This is a genomic window from Aeromonas hydrophila subsp. hydrophila ATCC 7966, assembly GCF_000014805.1.
GTDB classification, from domain to species: domain Bacteria; phylum Pseudomonadota; class Gammaproteobacteria; order Enterobacterales; family Aeromonadaceae; genus Aeromonas; species Aeromonas hydrophila.
Genome location: NC_008570.1, coordinates 2,503,117 through 2,518,016, shown reverse-complemented (window position 1 = coordinate 2,518,016; position 14,900 = coordinate 2,503,117). Strand labels below are relative to the sequence as shown.

Below are 14,900 nucleotides of genomic sequence, written 5' to 3'. Positions count from 1 at the left end.
CATGAAATTTTTTGTTTGACCCTGCCGACCCCCTGGGGTAAAGATGAAAGCGACCGATGAAAAATTGGTCGCTTTTTTTGTTCCACGGAAGAGGGTCGTAGATGATGAAGAGACAAAAACGGGACCGTCTGGAAAGAGCTCGTGCTCGTGGTTATCAGGCTGGCGTGGTCGGCAAACAGAAAGAAGCGTGTCCGTATCAATGCCTGGATGCCCGTGGGCATTGGCTTGGTGGTTGGCGTGATGCCATGGAAGGGCGGGGCTCAGGCCTCTTCATGAAGTAGCCGGTACTTCATCACTCATTGCAAAAGGAAAGGGGCCATGATGGCCCCTTTACGTTGTTCAGTTTGACCTGCGGGTCAGCACTTAGAATGCGGTGGTGTCCTTGAACAGACCCACTTTCAGATCGGTTGCGCTGTAGATCGGGCGACCATCCACTTCCACCACGCCATCGGCGATCCCCATCACCAGCTTGCGGTTGATGACGCGCTTGAAGGTGATCTTGTAGGTCACTCTCTTGGCGGTCGGCAGGATCTGGCCGGTGAATTTCACCTCGCCAACCCCCAGTGCACGACCTTTGCCCGGGCCGCCCTTCCAGCCAAGGAAGAAACCGACCAGTTGCCACATGGCATCCAGACCGAGACAGCCAGGCATGACCGGATCACCCGGGAAGTGGCAATCGAAGAACCAGAGATCCGGCGTGATATCGAGCTCTGCCAGGATTTCGCCCTTGCCATGCTCACCACCGTTGTCATTGATCTTGACGATGCGATCCATCATCAACATGTTGGGGGCGGGCAGCTGACTGTTACCCTCACCAAACAGTTCGCCACGGCTGCAGGCGAGCAGCTCTTCACGGGTAAACGAGTCTTTGCCTTGTTCACACAGGGAAAGGCGGGCATCAATGGTGGTATTGTCTACGGTCACGCTGTTTATCCTTCAAATGGGTCAAAGCCGGGCCAATTTAGCGTACAGTTGTTCGCTAAACAACTCCGATCACTTCTTTTCTCACCGTCCGAACACTCGACCAAGCAGGCGGCGCAGCACGCCACCCTTGATGACGTCGGTGCCATTGAGCTCATCCAGCCGCTGCTGGATCCGGCCGAACAAGGTATCCGGCATATCCGGCTCACCAGCAACACAACCGGTCAGCAGCTCGATAGCCTCTTCCACATGATCCACCGGATGGATATGGAATTGGCCGGCTTCGACGGCTGCAATCACCTCATCGGACAGGTTGAGTTGCTGGGCATTGGTGCCGGGCAGCAGGATCCCTTGTTTGCCGGTGAGACCGTGGATCTTGCACACCCGGAAGAAGCCTTCGATCTTCTCGTTGACGCCGCCGACGGCCTGCACATTGCCGAACTGATCGACCGCGCCGGTCACCGCAAAGTGCTGGTAGATGGGCTGGCGGGCGAGGGCAGAGAGCAGGGCACACAGACCGGTCAACGAGGCGCTGTCACCATCGATCTCGTGATAGGACTGCTCGAACACCAGGTTGGCCGACAGCGGGGAAGGGTTCTCGGCACCGAACTTGTTGGAGAGATAACCGTGGATGATCATCATCGCTTTGGCGTGGATATGGCCCGCCAGCTCCGCTTTGCGCTCGATGTCCGCCACATCGCCATCACCCAGATGCACGGTGGCGGTGAGGCGCACCGGCTCGCCGAAATCATAGGGATGCCCTGAGACCTGGATGACGGAGAGGCCGTTGATCTGGCCCACTTCCTCACCATCGGTCTGCAGCAGGATCTGGCCGTCGATGACGCCCTGGTCTGACTGTTCAACCAGATAGTTGAGGCGGTAATCCTGCTCTTCCAGCGCACCGCGAATGTGCTCGTCGGTGACGACGTCCGCTTCCAGCTCGCGTGCCAGGCTGTCGGCCATCCGCATGATGGCAGAGAGTTGCACCTCGGAGAGCGACAGCCACTCCTGGTGGTCGCACAGCCTGCTGGCGTGACGGCAAAGGGCGGCGAGGGCGGCCGGAGTGAAGTCCAGCAGCTCCCAGCGCTCGCGTAGCCAGGCCAGATATTGAAGATAATCAGGCAGATCTTCTTCAATGTTCACCTCGGAGACCAGATCCGCACGCAGGAAGATGCGCTCGGACATGTCGCGGTCCAGCATCTGGAACTCGGCCACATCGAGCCGATCGCCGACCAGGATCAGCTTGAGCTTGATGGGGGTGGCTTCTGGGGTGAAGAAGGGGGTCAGGGTCTTGCCTTCCTGATAGGCGTTCCAGTCCAGCTCACCTTTTTGCATCGCATTCTTGAGCTTGAACCAGAGATGGGGCTGATCCAGTAGCTCATCCAGCTGCAAAATCAGATAGCCACCGTTGGCCTGACGCAGCAGACCTGGCTCCAGCAGGTGCTGGTTGGCATAAACGGAACCTTGCTCGGTCTGATAGTTGATGGAGCCAAACAGGGTATCCCAGTTCAAATCCCGCCCATAGATGACCGGCGCTGCCTGCTCTTCATGGTGGATCAGCAGGTTGATGAGTACCGGATGCTGGAATTCGAGCCCTTGAGCCACGTGCGCCGCCAGATCGGAGAGGAAGTCATCGATCTTGGGATCGTTGTTCTGCTTGCGCATGATGCGGGTGACCAGGCGCTCGGCATCCAGATGATGGCTCATCAGCTTGAGCAATTCGCCGACCATTTCACAGAACTCGAAGCCAGTGCCGGGTTGCAAGCGCAACCAGATGGGCTTGAATGGATTGTTCAGATTCTCGGTGTAGCAGAGATCGAACAGGTCACCGTCCTTGCCATTGGAAGCGGCGATCAGCGTCTGGCAAACGCCTTCATAATCCACCCCGGGAAAACCATTGAGCAGCATGACCGGGCAGTCGCCATCAAAGCTGGCGAGACGCTTGATGGCGGAAATGGCTCTGGGTTGCAAGGCGGCAAAGGGAATGGGTTCGAGTTCGCTGAGGGCAGGAAACTGTTCAATCGAAAAAACAGGTTTTAATTGTTCTGATGTTAATTCAGCCACTTAAGACATCCGGTCGGAGATAGGATCAATTGTTGCCATTATACACAGTTCAATAGGTGGTGACAGGAAACAAGATAATTGATTTAACATAATATACATTATGCGCGGTGTCGGGTTGTGGAAGAATCCGGAGTGATGCCGGTTAAAAAACGCTGGTCATTACAGCCATGCTCCTGAACTTACCTCTTCGTTATCTCTCATTTTTAAAGGCCTAGTCGTGCAACCGATCCAGCGGTTTGTGATTGGCACTTTCGTGGCGCTCGCTGTTGCCGGTGTGCAGGTACTTGGAGGTGGTGTCGATGCTGTCGTGGCCGGCATCGGCTTGCACATGTGATAACGGCCGCCCATTGAGATTGATGTCGTGGGTGATGCCGGTATGACGAATGGAGTGTGGTGTCAGGTTGCGCATCTCGGCGCCATCCTGCACAAACCCATCTTTTTCTGCCAACTCGGCGGCGGTCTGGATGACGCTCATCACCAGATCACGCAGCTGGCGGATCCCGAGGTTGGCGTTGAGCTCGCCTTGTTCCCGGCCATGTGCCGCAGCCTTGTGGCGCACAAACAGCGGAGTCTTCTCATCGGGTGCCGGCAATGGTGAGAGACCGAGAAACGTCCGATAGCGTTTGAGGGCCTCGAGCAAGGCATGGGACACCGCCACGGTGCGGCGCTTGCCACCCTTGCTGCGGGGAATGAAATAGCCCCAGACACCGGTTTTACCATCGCGGCGAAACTGACCCATGACGGGGGTAAATCCCGGTCTTGCCGCGACTTCCGAGATCCGCAGGTAACAGGCGTACATCAGGCTTATCAGGAAGCGGCTGCGCTCGTGCTGCTCGGGTGATTCGGCGGCTAGCAGGTCGGTTGCTTGCATCACATAGGACCACTGCAATTCGCTAAAGGCCTGGCCATGGTCGTCCGGCTCCTGCTGCATTGAGCGCTTCACCCGTTGCAGTAACAGCGCCGGGTTGCGGTCCATGTACTCTTCCTGGATCAAGAACTGGAAGAAGGCAGACAGAATGGCGAGCTTGGTCTTCATGGCCTGTTCGCTGAGGCGGTATGGCAGCTCGCGCCCCAGCTCCCGCTTGCCAAGGAAGGGTCGCCATTGGGGATTGGGCAGTCGTTCTCCCCACTCCTTGTCGAGCACGAACTGGGCTACGTTGCGATAGGCAATCAGAGCCGCCGGCGGCGCCTGACAGTAATCGAGATAGCGCATCATGATGCGCCGGGTCAGATCCTTGGGGCTGATGCGCATTTCGCCGAAGCACCAGTGCAAAAACGTGGTCAGCTCGCTGCGATAGGTTTTGTAGTTGTTCTCGCTGTTGCGCTGCTCCAGCAGCCAGTCGACGGCGAGCTCGTAGACCAGCCCGGCATCGGGCACATCGTTGAGGCTGAGGTTGGCAAGATATTGATTGACCTGAGGGTTGCCCGCCTCCAGGTAGGCCAGACCATCGAACAGCGGCATAGCGGGTGGAAGTAACATAGTGGTCATGATGATGCTTGTGAATGAGAGACTCGGCTCGGGGCTTGCGTGATGGTGATGCCGATAAATGGGGTTATCGGCATCACGTAGGACTGGAACGTCGATGCTGTGTAGCGAACAGCACCGCTATAAACAGCTGATGCTGCACAGTGTGTTTATTCAATGAATATGCACATTGGTTGGAAATTTATCGGGGTAAATATCCATAAAAATGCTTTGAAATTCTCATAAATGCATAAATTGAGGCTGTTTTCATGCTGTGATGGGCAGCCTCCCCCGTGTCGTCCTCACGCTACACGCTTGAGGGATTTGTCTTTTGGTTTGTCCGACTCGCTCTGCTCTTCTTGTTGCTCCGACTTGCCGCTCCCCTGCCCCTTGGCCCCGCGCAACACGTTTTGCAGCAGATCGCGCTGCTCGGCCAGGTAGAAGGCCAGGCTCTCTTGCTGATCCGGTTCAAGGCGAACGGGCGCGCCCGCCAGCAAATGCATCAACTCATCGGCAGTGTCCAGCAGCTTGTCATAGGCATCGGCCTCTTTCTTGCTGGCAAAGGTCATCTTCTCCACTCCCCCACGCACCACAACATATTTGATCTCAACGGCCATCGCGGCGTCCTCCTTCTGATAGTGATTACAAGTATATGTATGGATATACAGTATTGCAAATAACCCCATGCAGAAGTGTTTGATTGGCGCGCCGACGGGTGATTGCGCGTCTGCCATCACATTGATGAAAGGGTCATTTGACTTCCATGCCTGACTGGTCGGATGATTGGGCCATGACGATCACAAAGCAACTACTGATCCTGCTGCTGGTTGAGGTGACGCTCCTTGGGGGCATCGCCCATCTGGTCATCGGCCTCTCGCCGCCGCTCTCCATCCCGTTTGTGGTGGTGGCCCTGTTGGGGCTGCGCACCCTGGTGGTGGTGCTGACCTGGGGGTTTTCCCGCTTTTACCCGGTGCCAGCCATCGGCTGGCGAGAATGGTTGCCCATGGTGGGGCGAGAGATAGGTGCCTACCTGCTGACCTTCACCTGGTTGCTGCCGTTCGAGCGCTGGCTGATGGCGCCCGACAGGCTGACGCCATCCCCCCTGCCCCTGCTGCTGATCCACGGTTATGGCTGCAGTCGCGGCATCTGGCGGGTGCAACGAGCCAGACTGGAGGCTGCCGGCTACACGGTAGCGACCGTCACCCTGACCCCTCCTTTTGGCCATCTCGACGACATGGTGCCGCTCTTGGCCAAGCGCATCGATGAGGTGTTGGCCGCCACCGGTGCCTCGCAGCTGGTGCTGATCGGCCACAGCATGGGTGGCCTGGTGTGCCGCGACTATCTGGCGGTGGCGGGCGGTGACAAGGTGGCCCGGCTCATCACCCTGGCCACCCCCCATCAGGGCAGCCAGCTGGCGACCCTGGGGCTGGGCGACAATGCCCGCGAGATGGAGCCAGGCTCAGGCTGGCTGCAGCGCTTCGCCGCCGTGCCGCTCTGCGTGCCCGGGGTCTCGGTGCGCACCAGCCACGACAATTTCGTGTTGCCCCAGTCCCGCCAGCGACTGGATGGCATGGAGGATGTGGAGCTCGCTGCCCTCGGCCACCTCTCCCTGCTCTACTCCCGCCGCACCACGGCCTTGTTGTTGACCCTGCTCTCCCGCCCGCAGCCGCAAATGAAAAGGGCCTGATTGCTCAGGCCCTTTCCGTTTTTGCTACCTCAGTTCGCGGTCGCTCCCCCTAGAAGTGGATCCCCTTGATCAGGGTGGAGACCGCCATCTGATCCGCCGAGGCCTTGGACTCGTTGCCCTCCTTGGGATCGGAGAAGGTGCGGAAGCTGGTGTTCATGATCACCTGGGCCACTCGCGGTGCCAGGGCATGGATCACCTGGCCGAACACCCCGAGCCGGGTAGCCAGTCGCACGTGCTTGTTGATGATAGTGTCGCACACCAGATCGGCGGCCTCTTCCGGCGTCATCATGGGCACCTGCTCATACACCTTGGTGGGCGCCACCATGGGGGTTTTCACCAGCGGCATGTTGATGATGGAGAAGTTGACCCCCTTGTCGGCAAACTCGGAGGCGGCGGTACGCACCCAGGCATCGAGCGCCGATTTCGAGGCAACATAGGCGGAGAAGCGCGGCGCATTGGTCAGCACCCCGATGGAGGAGATGTTGATGATGTGGCCCTTCTTCTTCTCGATCATGGTGGGCAGCAGTCCCATGATCACCTTGAGAGTGCCGAAGTAATTGAGCTGCATGGTGCGCTCCAGATCGTGGAAGCGATCGAAGGAGTCCTCAATGGCGCGGCGGATGGATCGACCGGCATTGTTGATGAGGATGTCCACCCCGCCGTGCTCGGCCACGATCTGCCGGGTGATCGCCTCCCCTTGGGAGAGATCGGCCAGATCCCCCTGATAGACCTGCAGGGTCAATCCCAGCTCGGCAAACTCGGCCTGGGTCTCGGCAATCTTGTGCTCGTCCCGGGCGATGGTCAGTACCTTGGCCCCCGCCTCGGCCAGCTTTCTGGCCGTGGCCTTGCCGATGCCGGAGGTGGCGCCGGTGATCAGCACCACCTTGCCCTCGACCCGGCCGCGCAGGGTACGATCGATGAACAGCTCGGGGTCGAGGTGGCGCTCCCAGTAATCCCACAGTCGCCAGGCATAGCTGTGCAGCGGCGGCACTTCGATGCCGGTCCCCTTCAGTACCCGCTGGGTTTCGCGGTTGTCGAAGCGGGTGGGATAGTTGATGAGCCGGAAGATGTCCTTGGGCAGCCCCAGATCGGCAATCGCCGCATCGCGAATGCGCCGCACCGGCGTCAGTGCCATCAGCATGGTCATCAGATGGCGGGGAATGAAGCTGAACAGGGCCGCATTGATGCGAATGGCCGGTTCGGGGGCATGGGCGGCGCGGGAGAAGGTGCTCAGCATGTCGCCGACCCGCATGGGGTGGGAATCGGTCAGGTGGAACGCCTTGTTGTCCTCCCCTTCCAGATGGGCGATGTGATCGATGGCATCCACCACGAAGTTGACCGGCACCAGGTTGATGCGCCCCCCTTCGACCCCGATGGCGGGCATCCAGGGCGGCAGCATGCGGCGCAGCTTCTGGATGGTTTTGAAGAAGTAATAGGGGCCGTCCACCTTGTCCATCTCGCCGGTGTTGGCATCACCGACAACGATGCCCGGTCGATAGATGCGCCAGGGCAGCGTGCTCTCCTTGCGAACGATCCCTTCGGCTTCGTGCTTGGTCTGGAAATAGGGCATGTCGAGGTGTTCGGCCTCATCGAACATGTCTTCCCGAAACAGTCCGTCGAACAGACCGGCCACCGCGATGGAGCTGCAGTGATGGAAGCAGCGGGCCTGGAGCCGCTCGGCCAGTTGCAGGGCCTGACGGGTGCCTTCGGCATTGACCTGCTGTTGAATGCCCGCCTTGGCGTTGAGATCGTAGATGGCGGCGAGATGCAGGAAGTGATCGATCTTGCCGATGAGGGGCTCCAGCTCGGCACTGCCCACTCCGAGCAGCGGGTGGGTCATGTCGCCGACCACGGGGATGGCGCGATCCGCCTCAACCCCCCAGTAGGCCAGCAGATCGGGTACCCGATCGAGATGGGCGGCACGCATCAAGAAATGCACCCGGCTATTCGGGCGCTGCAGCACTTTTTTAATCAGCCGGCGACCGATAAAGCCGCTGCCCCCCGTGATGAAATAGTCCATGGTATTTATATCCCTTACTGATTGGGCTGTTAGTTGCTGTTAGATATATCACGCTTTAATGCAAAATATTCATTCGAATATCATTCTTCGTGACCCAGACCAAAATTACCAGGGTTGCTTGTTCCGTTATTAGGTAGAACCCTCTATTTTTTCTCCATAGACTGAGGATGAAAGCTAAGTAATGCCACAACGAATATATCAAGGTTGTTGTCATTACCATCATCTATATCACGAGCAAGGAGATTGTCATGGCCAAAAAATTGAAAGCACTGGCAAGTTCGGTGACCGACAACCAACTCACCTCCACTATCAAGGAGTCCACCCAGCAGATCTGGTTGGCGGGTCTGGGTGCCTATGCCAAAGCCCAGGAAGAAGGTGGTAAAATCTTCGAAGCCCTGGTGCAGGAAGGGGAAGCCCTGCAAACCCGTACCCGCCAGAGCGCAGACGAGAAGATCGCTGCCATGACCGACAAGACTGCCGGTACCTGGGGACGTCTGGAGCAGGTGTTCGAGGATCGCGTGGCCCGCGCCGTCGCCAGCCTTGGCATTCCGACCCGCAAGGACATCGACAAGCTCTCCAAGCGCATGGCCGAGCTGACCGAGGTGGTACAACAGCTGATCGATGCCCAGGACCTGGATGACGTTGCCCCGGCTGACGAGGCCAAGCCTGCCGCCGCTGCCAAGAAGCCGGTTGCAGCCAAAAAGCCGCCGGTCAAGAAAGCCGCCGCCCCCATCGCCAAGGTGAAGGAAGAGGTGAAAGCACTGGCAACGGAAGTCGAGAACGTGGCCAAAGAGGTCAAGGAGAAGAGTGAAACCACGCTCTTCTGATCCGCTGACCGGCTTGTTCTGATTGCGTAATGATCCACCGGCCCATGCCCTCTGCTGGGCCGGTTTTGCATGAGAAGGGAGGCAAATCATGAGCACGATTGCGGTTGCCCTCGCCGGCGGGGGACCTCTGGGGGGGATCTACGAGATCGGAGCCTGCGCCGCCCTGGCCGACAGTATCAAGGGGCTGCGTTTCGAGCAGGCCGATATCTATGTGGGGGTGAGCTCGGGAGCGGTGATCGCCTCGGCGCTGGCCAACGGCATCTCGCCGGACAAGCTGGTGCGGATCCTGTTAAGCGATGATACCGGTGAGTTCTTCGACCCCTCCACCCTGCTGCGTCCCGCCTTCGGGGAGTATTTTGACCGGCTTACCTCGCTGCCGCCGCTGGTGCTGACGTGTCTGGCCGACTATCTCTCCTCGCCCTGGAACAAGAGCCTGCTCGGCTCGTTGCAGGGGTTGTCCAGAGCGATCCCGACCGGCATGTTCGACAGCCGCGGGGTGGATCGGATCCTCACCCAGTTTTTCTCCCGCCCCGGTCGCAGCAACGATTTTCGTGAGCTTGCCAGCCGGCTGTTCGTCATCGCCACCGAACTCGATACCGGCCGTGCAGTGGCTTTCGGCAGCCCGGGGTTGGACCAGGTGCCCATCTCCGCAGCAGTACAGGCCTCGGCCGCCCTGCCCGGCTTGTTCCCGCCCTCGCTCATCGATGGCCGCTACTACGTGGACGGGGCGTTGATCAAGACGCTGCACGCCTCAGTGGCGCTGCAGGAGGGGGCCGATCTGGTGTTTTGCATTAACCCGCTGGTGCCCTTTGATGCGGGACTGGCCAGCGAACACCCTGCCAAGCTGGTGGACCGCGGCCTGCCGGTGGTGCTGGCCCAGACGTTTCGCGCCATCATTCATTCGCGCATGCACGTGGGGATGGATCGCTACAAACACCAGTATCCCGACGCGGATGCCCTGTTGTTCGAACCCTCCTCGGCCGACGGCGAGATGTTCTTTACCAATGTGTTCAGTTACCGGGATCGGCGCCATCTGTGCGAGCACGCCTTCCAGCATACCCGCCAGGATCTGTGGCAGCGACGGGACGAGCTTGGCCCCATTCTCGCCAGACATGGGCTGGCGCTGGATCTGAGCGCGCTGGCCGATGAACAGCGTTCCCTGCTGACCCCGGGCACCGGCTCGGTGGCGGCGCTGGATGCCTCTTTGACCCAGCTGCAGCACTGGCTGACCCGCCGCTATGGCAGCAAGGGTCGCCGGCAATCGAAGGAGTAGCATGGACTGCAAACCCAAGCGGCGTACGCGGGATCGCATCCTGGCCACCGCCCTCGCCCAGTTCAACCTGCTGGGCGAGCCGACCGTCACCACCTCTGCCATCGCGGCCGAGCTGGAGATGAGTCAGGGCAACCTCTATTACCACTTTCACAACAAGGAGGAGATCGTCAACGCCCTGTTCGGGGAGTTCGAACAGGAGATGGCCCATCTGCTCGATACCATTACCCCGCCGTTGAACGAGGCGGAGGACATCTGGTTCTTCTTGCACCTGATGTTCGAACTCATCTGGAAGTACCGTTTTTTCTACTACGACATCAGCACCCTGATGAGCGGCAACCACAAGGTGGAGCTGCGCTTCTCGGCCCTGCTGCGTCGCAAGGAGCAGACCGCCGCCGCCATCTGTCACAGCCTCTGGCGCAGCGGTCTGCTGCAAGGCGATGAGATGCAGGTGACGGCGCTTGCCGCCAACATTGCGCTGGTCGGGACCTTCTGGATCTCCTACCAGCGGGCGCTGCATCCGCGGGCCGATGCCGACATCGCGCTCGGGGTGTTTCAGGTGATGCAGCTGGTGGCCCCCCGGCTGCGAGCCGATGCCCGTGCCGATCTGGATGCCATTGCCACCCATTATCAGCCCGCCGCCACGGCGAGCTGACAGCATCGTGTATTTGATTGTGTTTTTAACAGGGAGAATCATATGACCACTTCACAGCCCAAATTGTCCGATTTTACCCCCTTCCCCTGGCCGGACGCGGCCTATGACTATGCCGGGGAGCGCCTTGAGCAGCATTGGGAGCGGCTGCACCAGGGGGATGCCGAGCCCTGGCCCGAAGATGAGCAAGTACAGGAAGCCTGGCGTGCCTATCACGCCGGTGATTTCGCTCGCGCCGTCAGCCTGGGGCTGGGCGCCGGCGAGGATGGCCTCAACGTGGCGAACAAGGCGCTGGTGATCCACGCCAGCTACCTGCTGGACGACAAATATGCCAAGCGCGAAGCGTTCGAGCTGGCCGCCAGCAACGCCGAGAAGCTGCAAAAACGCCAGCCAGACAACGTCAACGCCTGGTACTTCCACGCCCTGGCGCTGGGTCGCTACAGCCAGGTGATCTCGGTCTCCAAGGCACTCTCCATCGGCATCGGTGACAAGATCAAGAGCAGCCTGGAGCAGGCGTTGACCCTTGAGCCTGACCACGCGGAAGCCCATATCGCCTTCGGTGCCTGGCATGCGGAGATCATCGACAAGCTGGGCGCCATGATCGGAGGCATCACCTATGGCGCCAAGAAGGATGAGTCCGAGCGTCACTTCAAGGCGGCGCTGGCCATTATCCCCCACTCCGCCATTGCCCGCATGGAGTACGCCAACGCCATGGTGATGATGCACGGCAAGAGCAAGATGGCGGCCGCCGAGGCGCTCTACGGTGAGGCCGCCGTGTGCGAGCCGCTGGATGCCATGGAGCGGCTCGACGTGGAAGCCGCCCGCGAGGAGCTGGCGGACGAGTAAGGTGCCACTGCCGCAATGAAAGAGGCCAACCTCCGGGTTGGCCTCTTTTCTTTTTCACTTTTTTTCTTGCAGGCTTCCTTTCTTGCCGGCTCCTCGTCTTGCAGGAGTGGCGCGGTCAGCCGTGCAGCAGTTGATCCAGCATGTCGGGATCGTAGAGCAGGTCCGGCTCCATCAATACCAGCAGCAGCAACTGCTCAAACTCCACGGCGAAGCGCTCGACGATGAAAGCCGGGTCCGGCACCCGCTTTTTATCGGTGATGAGGCCGAGCTGCACCTTGTTGTCATAGGAGAGAATGGAGACGCCGACCGCTATGTCGCCGGCCTGGGGCACCCAGAACAGCGGCTGACGCAGGCGGGCGCCGGCCAGATAGAGGGTCTGCTGCGGGCCCGGCACGTTGGTGATGACCGCGCTGGCCTTGGCCGAGAGGATGTCGATGGCTTGTTGCTGCACCGCCTTGGGCGCCATGCCCATCACTTCCAGCAGGTTGAGCACCACTGCCGGCTGCAGGGAGGATTTGAGCGCCTGCATCCGATCCCGCACCGCATAGAGCCGTTGTAGCGGGTGCTCAATGTTGAGGGGCAGATCCAGTGCCACCAGCCCAAAACGATTGCCCAGTGCACCCTTGTCGTCCGGGGCGCGCATGTTGACCGGTACCAGCGCCCGGATGTCGATGTCGGTCTGGTCGCCCTGCTCCAGCAGGTAGTGGCGAAAGGCGCCGGCAGTGGCAGCGATCAGCAGATCGTTGACCGAGCAGCCGAGCACTCGCCCCACCGCCTTCACGTCCGGCAACGGGATCTGTTCTGACCAGGCTACCCGTTTGGTGCTGCCGGTCTCCCCTTTGAGCCGGGTATTGGCGTCGTCGGAGAGGGTGGCGATGGTGTAAAGCTCGGCGGTCACGTCCCGACTGGTCTTGAGGTAGTCCATCGCCTTGGTGGGATGGGTCAGTACCTCGACGTACTTGGACCAGAGGGCGCCGGTCAGCTTGAGGCCGGCCCGCAACAGGCGACTGCCCTGCTGATCGTGCTCCTCGTCGCCGTCGTCATTGGCCACCGGCTCGGGTTGTGGCCTGGGGGGCGCCACCGGGCTCTCGTCCATCATGGTCAGCATGGCCCGCACCAGGGAGAAGCCGTCCCCCATGGCGTGGTGAAAACGCACCACCAGCGCCTGGCCGCCCAGAGAGGTATCCACCAGGTGCATCTCCCACAGCGGGCGCTGGTGGTTGAGCGGAGTGGAGGCAAAATCGGCCACCAGCCGCTCCAGCTCCGTCTTGCCGGCCTTGCCTGGCAGGATCACCCGCTTGAGGTGCAGGTCGAGGTCGAAGTCGGGATCGGTGCGCCAGTAGTATTCGCCCCCTTCCAGGCAGGCCTTCTGCCCGAAGCGCGGCTGTACCCGAACTGTGTGCAGCAGGCTCTCCCGCAAGATGGCTTCATCCAGCTGACCGTCGAACATCAGCACGCCGACGATCTGCATCAAGTTGTTGGGCCGGTCCATCCGCAGCCAGGCGGTATCGACACAGGAGATGAGTTCACACACAGACATGTATTATCCCTATCGTTTCGCGTTATTTGTCTCCTGCCGTCTCATGAATTGGCTGGATCAGGAGTGAATGAACAAATAGCACTTATATGTTGGTGAAACTGCACGGCGATTAATTCAAAATGATGTTTCATGACAAAAATGGAGGCAATTTCATGCCTCTCAAAATAAAACAAAAAAGGGTATTTGGCCCTTTTAATAATAAATGTCGGGCCGGGTAACGATAGTGGAATCGGTTATTTCATGATTGTTTCTTGCGCTGGATCAGTATTTATTGGCCCCATCAGCGCCGGGTTGGGCAAGGCAGGCGCTGATCGACGTATTCGAGGATCTCCTGCTCCAGTACGCTGCGCACCGGCAACAGCATCAGACCGAGGCGTACCTCCAGCGACAGAGTTTCGTCGGTGAGGAACAAAGAGCCGTTGACCCCGGCGCCACGAAACAGCAAGCGGGTCTCCTCCTCGTCTTCCCACTCGCAGTCGAGTTCGTACTCCTCGCTCATGTCCTGGGCGATGGCTTCGGCGGCCAGTCTGGCGCCGGCGAGGCCGAGCGGGTGTTGGCGGCTGACCTGGATGGTCGACAGGCTGCTGCCGGCAAGGGGATCGTATAGAAACATGCTAACTCTCTGAGCGATGACAACATTTATTGATATTAAACACATGAATCAAACAAGTGAAAGCCATTTGCAACATTTTTGGGACTCACTTAACAAAGCCTGTTGAGTAAAAGCTCCATCGATTCCGCCTGGGCTGCCGCCGCGTTACACTGGGCCGGCAACACGTGACGAGCCTCGGCAAGGTGCCGCCTGTCGTCATGTCTATCCGTGAAAGGCCATTGGAAACAGGTCAAGAGAGCCGCAGATGACCCAACAACAACAACCATTCGATGACCCGCAACCGGATGAAGAGAGTACCCTGGCGCGACTCTATCGCCAGCTCAACCGGGTAGCCGCGCTGCGCGAGCAGATGCGCACCCATCCGCAGGATCAGCAAGACAGGGACGCATTGCGCCAATGGCAGGCAGATCGGCTGGGGCGCACCCATCGTGACCTCTTGGAGAGCAAGCGCTACGGGCCGGCCGCGCAGTTCTTCCTGACTGACCTCTACGGGCCGGGGGATTGTGCCCGCCGGGATGCGGACGTGATGCGGGTGATGCCGACGGCCGAGCGACTGTTGCCGGAATCCGGTCTCAAGGTGCTGGCGCAGGCGATTGAACTCGATGCCCTCTCCGAGGAGCTCGACTACCTGATGGTGGTGGCGCTGCGTCGCAGCGGCAGCATGGCGCGACTGAACGCCAAGGCCTATGCCCTCGCCTATCAGGAGGTGGGGGAAGAAGGGCGTCGCCGTCATCAGTTGCAACTGGTCAACGAACTGGGGATGACCCTGGACCGGCTGGCGAGAAAGCCGCTGCTTGGGGCGACCTTGAAGCTGATATCGGGGCCGGCCCATCTGGCGGGACTGGGCGAGCTGTTTACCTTTGTCGAACGGGGTTACCGGGTGTGTCACCACATGGGGAGAGCCAACGAGTTTCTCGAGACCATCGCCAACCGCGAGACGGCCATCATGCAGGCGCTGCTGGCGGGCGATAACACAGTACTGGATTGATCTTGGG

General features: G+C 59.7%; 14 protein-coding genes. 7 read left to right on the top strand and 7 right to left on the bottom strand.

Annotated elements, in window-relative coordinates:
* The first annotated feature begins 101 nt into the window (after positions 1 to 101).
* The gene (gene rmf, locus AHA_RS11530; protein WP_005315693.1) at positions 102 to 281 is read left to right on the top strand and encodes a ribosome modulation factor; all 180 of its coding nucleotides are present in this window, start codon (positions 102 to 104) and stop codon (positions 279 to 281) included.
* A gap of 82 nt (positions 282 to 363) precedes the next feature.
* Here the strand turns inward: rmf and fabA are convergent, their stop codons facing one another.
* From fabA to AHA_RS11510, 4 genes are all read right to left on the bottom strand, one after another.
* Entirely contained in the window at positions 364 to 924 is a 561-nt protein-coding gene (fabA, locus tag AHA_RS11525) for a 3-hydroxyacyl-[acyl-carrier-protein] dehydratase FabA (protein WP_011706133.1), read from the bottom strand.
* Between the two features lie 81 nt (positions 925 to 1,005).
* Positions 1,006 to 2,985, bottom strand: coding sequence for a Lon protease family protein (locus AHA_RS11520; RefSeq protein ID WP_011706132.1), 1,980 nt, complete (start codon positions 2,983 to 2,985; stop codon positions 1,006 to 1,008).
* Positions 2,986 to 3,196: 211 nt separating this feature from the next.
* Positions 3,197 to 4,474 carry a tyrosine-type recombinase/integrase gene (locus tag AHA_RS11515; protein WP_011706131.1) on the bottom strand — a complete coding sequence of 426 codons (1,278 nt, stop codon included), beginning with the start codon at positions 4,472 to 4,474 and terminating at the stop codon, positions 3,197 to 3,199.
* Between the two features lie 278 nt (positions 4,475 to 4,752).
* Positions 4,753 to 5,067, bottom strand: a complete 315-nt coding sequence (locus tag AHA_RS11510; RefSeq protein ID WP_011706130.1) for a YebG family protein — start codon at positions 5,065 to 5,067, stop codon at positions 4,753 to 4,755.
* 173 nt (positions 5,068 to 5,240) lie between these two features.
* Between AHA_RS11510 and AHA_RS11505 the strand changes: the two genes are divergently transcribed.
* Positions 5,241 to 6,137 (top strand): esterase/lipase family protein, encoded by an 897-nt coding sequence (locus tag AHA_RS11505; RefSeq protein ID WP_164927649.1) that lies wholly within the window; start codon positions 5,241 to 5,243, stop codon positions 6,135 to 6,137.
* 49 nt (positions 6,138 to 6,186) lie between these two features.
* Here AHA_RS11505 and AHA_RS11500 read toward each other — a convergent pair whose 3' ends face one another.
* Positions 6,187 to 8,157 (bottom strand): SDR family oxidoreductase, encoded by a 1,971-nt coding sequence (locus AHA_RS11500; RefSeq protein WP_115586415.1) that lies wholly within the window; start codon positions 8,155 to 8,157, stop codon positions 6,187 to 6,189.
* 248 nt (positions 8,158 to 8,405) lie between these two features.
* Here AHA_RS11500 and AHA_RS11495 point away from each other — a divergent pair, with 248 nt between their 5' ends.
* The 4 genes from AHA_RS11495 to AHA_RS11480 all read left to right on the top strand — a co-directional run bounded on the left by AHA_RS11495 (position 8,406) and on the right by AHA_RS11480 (position 11,752).
* A complete protein-coding gene (locus AHA_RS11495) occupies positions 8,406 to 8,984 on the top strand; it encodes a phasin family protein (RefSeq protein WP_011706127.1) in 579 nt (192 codons plus the stop codon).
* A gap of 88 nt (positions 8,985 to 9,072) precedes the next feature.
* Positions 9,073 to 10,257, top strand: coding sequence for a patatin-like phospholipase family protein (locus AHA_RS11490; RefSeq protein WP_011706126.1), 1,185 nt, complete (start codon positions 9,073 to 9,075; stop codon positions 10,255 to 10,257).
* A gap of 1 nt (position 10,258) precedes the next feature.
* The gene (locus AHA_RS11485) at positions 10,259 to 10,909 is read left to right on the top strand and encodes a TetR/AcrR family transcriptional regulator (protein WP_011706125.1); all 651 of its coding nucleotides are present in this window, start codon (positions 10,259 to 10,261) and stop codon (positions 10,907 to 10,909) included.
* Between the two features lie 42 nt (positions 10,910 to 10,951).
* Positions 10,952 to 11,752 carry a tetratricopeptide repeat protein gene (locus AHA_RS11480; protein ID WP_011706124.1) on the top strand — a complete coding sequence of 267 codons (801 nt, stop codon included), beginning with the start codon at positions 10,952 to 10,954 and terminating at the stop codon, positions 11,750 to 11,752.
* Between the two features lie 115 nt (positions 11,753 to 11,867).
* On the opposite strand, the gene AHA_RS11475 is transcribed toward AHA_RS11480, so the two are convergent.
* Complete coding sequence (locus AHA_RS11475) at positions 11,868 to 13,292, bottom strand: wax ester/triacylglycerol synthase family O-acyltransferase (protein ID WP_011706123.1); 1,425 nt, start codon at positions 13,290 to 13,292, stop codon at positions 11,868 to 11,870.
* Positions 13,293 to 13,572: 280 nt separating this feature from the next.
* The gene (locus tag AHA_RS11470) at positions 13,573 to 13,950 is read right to left on the bottom strand and encodes a polyhydroxyalkanoic acid system family protein (RefSeq protein WP_011706122.1); all 378 of its coding nucleotides are present in this window, start codon (positions 13,948 to 13,950) and stop codon (positions 13,573 to 13,575) included.
* A gap of 199 nt (positions 13,951 to 14,149) precedes the next feature.
* Between AHA_RS11470 and AHA_RS11465 the strand changes: the two genes are divergently transcribed.
* Positions 14,150 to 14,893, top strand: a complete 744-nt coding sequence (locus AHA_RS11465; RefSeq protein WP_011706121.1) for an FFLEELY motif protein — start codon at positions 14,150 to 14,152, stop codon at positions 14,891 to 14,893.
* The last annotated feature ends 7 nt before the right edge of the window (positions 14,894 to 14,900 follow it).

Excerpts from the sequence above, each read along its gene's own strand:
- AHA_RS11510 (WP_011706130.1), bottom strand. The coding sequence starts at position 5,067 with ATGGCCGTTGAGATCAAATATGTTGTGGTGCGTGGGGGAGTGGAGAAG.
- AHA_RS11485 (WP_011706125.1), top strand. The coding sequence starts at position 10,259 with ATGGACTGCAAACCCAAGCGGCGTACGCGGGATCGCATCCTGGCCACC.
- rmf (WP_005315693.1), top strand. The coding sequence starts at position 102 with ATGATGAAGAGACAAAAACGGGACCGTCTGGAAAGAGCTCGTGCTCGT.
- AHA_RS11470 (WP_011706122.1), bottom strand. The coding sequence starts at position 13,950 with ATGTGTTTAATATCAATAAATGTTGTCATCGCTCAGAGAGTTAGCATG.
- AHA_RS11480 (WP_011706124.1), top strand. The coding sequence starts at position 10,952 with ATGACCACTTCACAGCCCAAATTGTCCGATTTTACCCCCTTCCCCTGG.
- AHA_RS11490 (WP_011706126.1), top strand. The coding sequence starts at position 9,073 with ATGAGCACGATTGCGGTTGCCCTCGCCGGCGGGGGACCTCTGGGGGGG.
- AHA_RS11515 (WP_011706131.1), bottom strand. The coding sequence starts at position 4,474 with ATGACCACTATGTTACTTCCACCCGCTATGCCGCTGTTCGATGGTCTG.
- AHA_RS11465 (WP_011706121.1), top strand. The coding sequence starts at position 14,150 with ATGACCCAACAACAACAACCATTCGATGACCCGCAACCGGATGAAGAG.
- AHA_RS11505 (WP_164927649.1), top strand. The coding sequence starts at position 5,241 with ATGACGATCACAAAGCAACTACTGATCCTGCTGCTGGTTGAGGTGACG.
- AHA_RS11475 (WP_011706123.1), bottom strand. The coding sequence starts at position 13,292 with ATGTCTGTGTGTGAACTCATCTCCTGTGTCGATACCGCCTGGCTGCGG.
- AHA_RS11495 (WP_011706127.1), top strand. The coding sequence starts at position 8,406 with ATGGCCAAAAAATTGAAAGCACTGGCAAGTTCGGTGACCGACAACCAA.
- AHA_RS11500 (WP_115586415.1), bottom strand. The coding sequence starts at position 8,157 with ATGGACTATTTCATCACGGGGGGCAGCGGCTTTATCGGTCGCCGGCTG.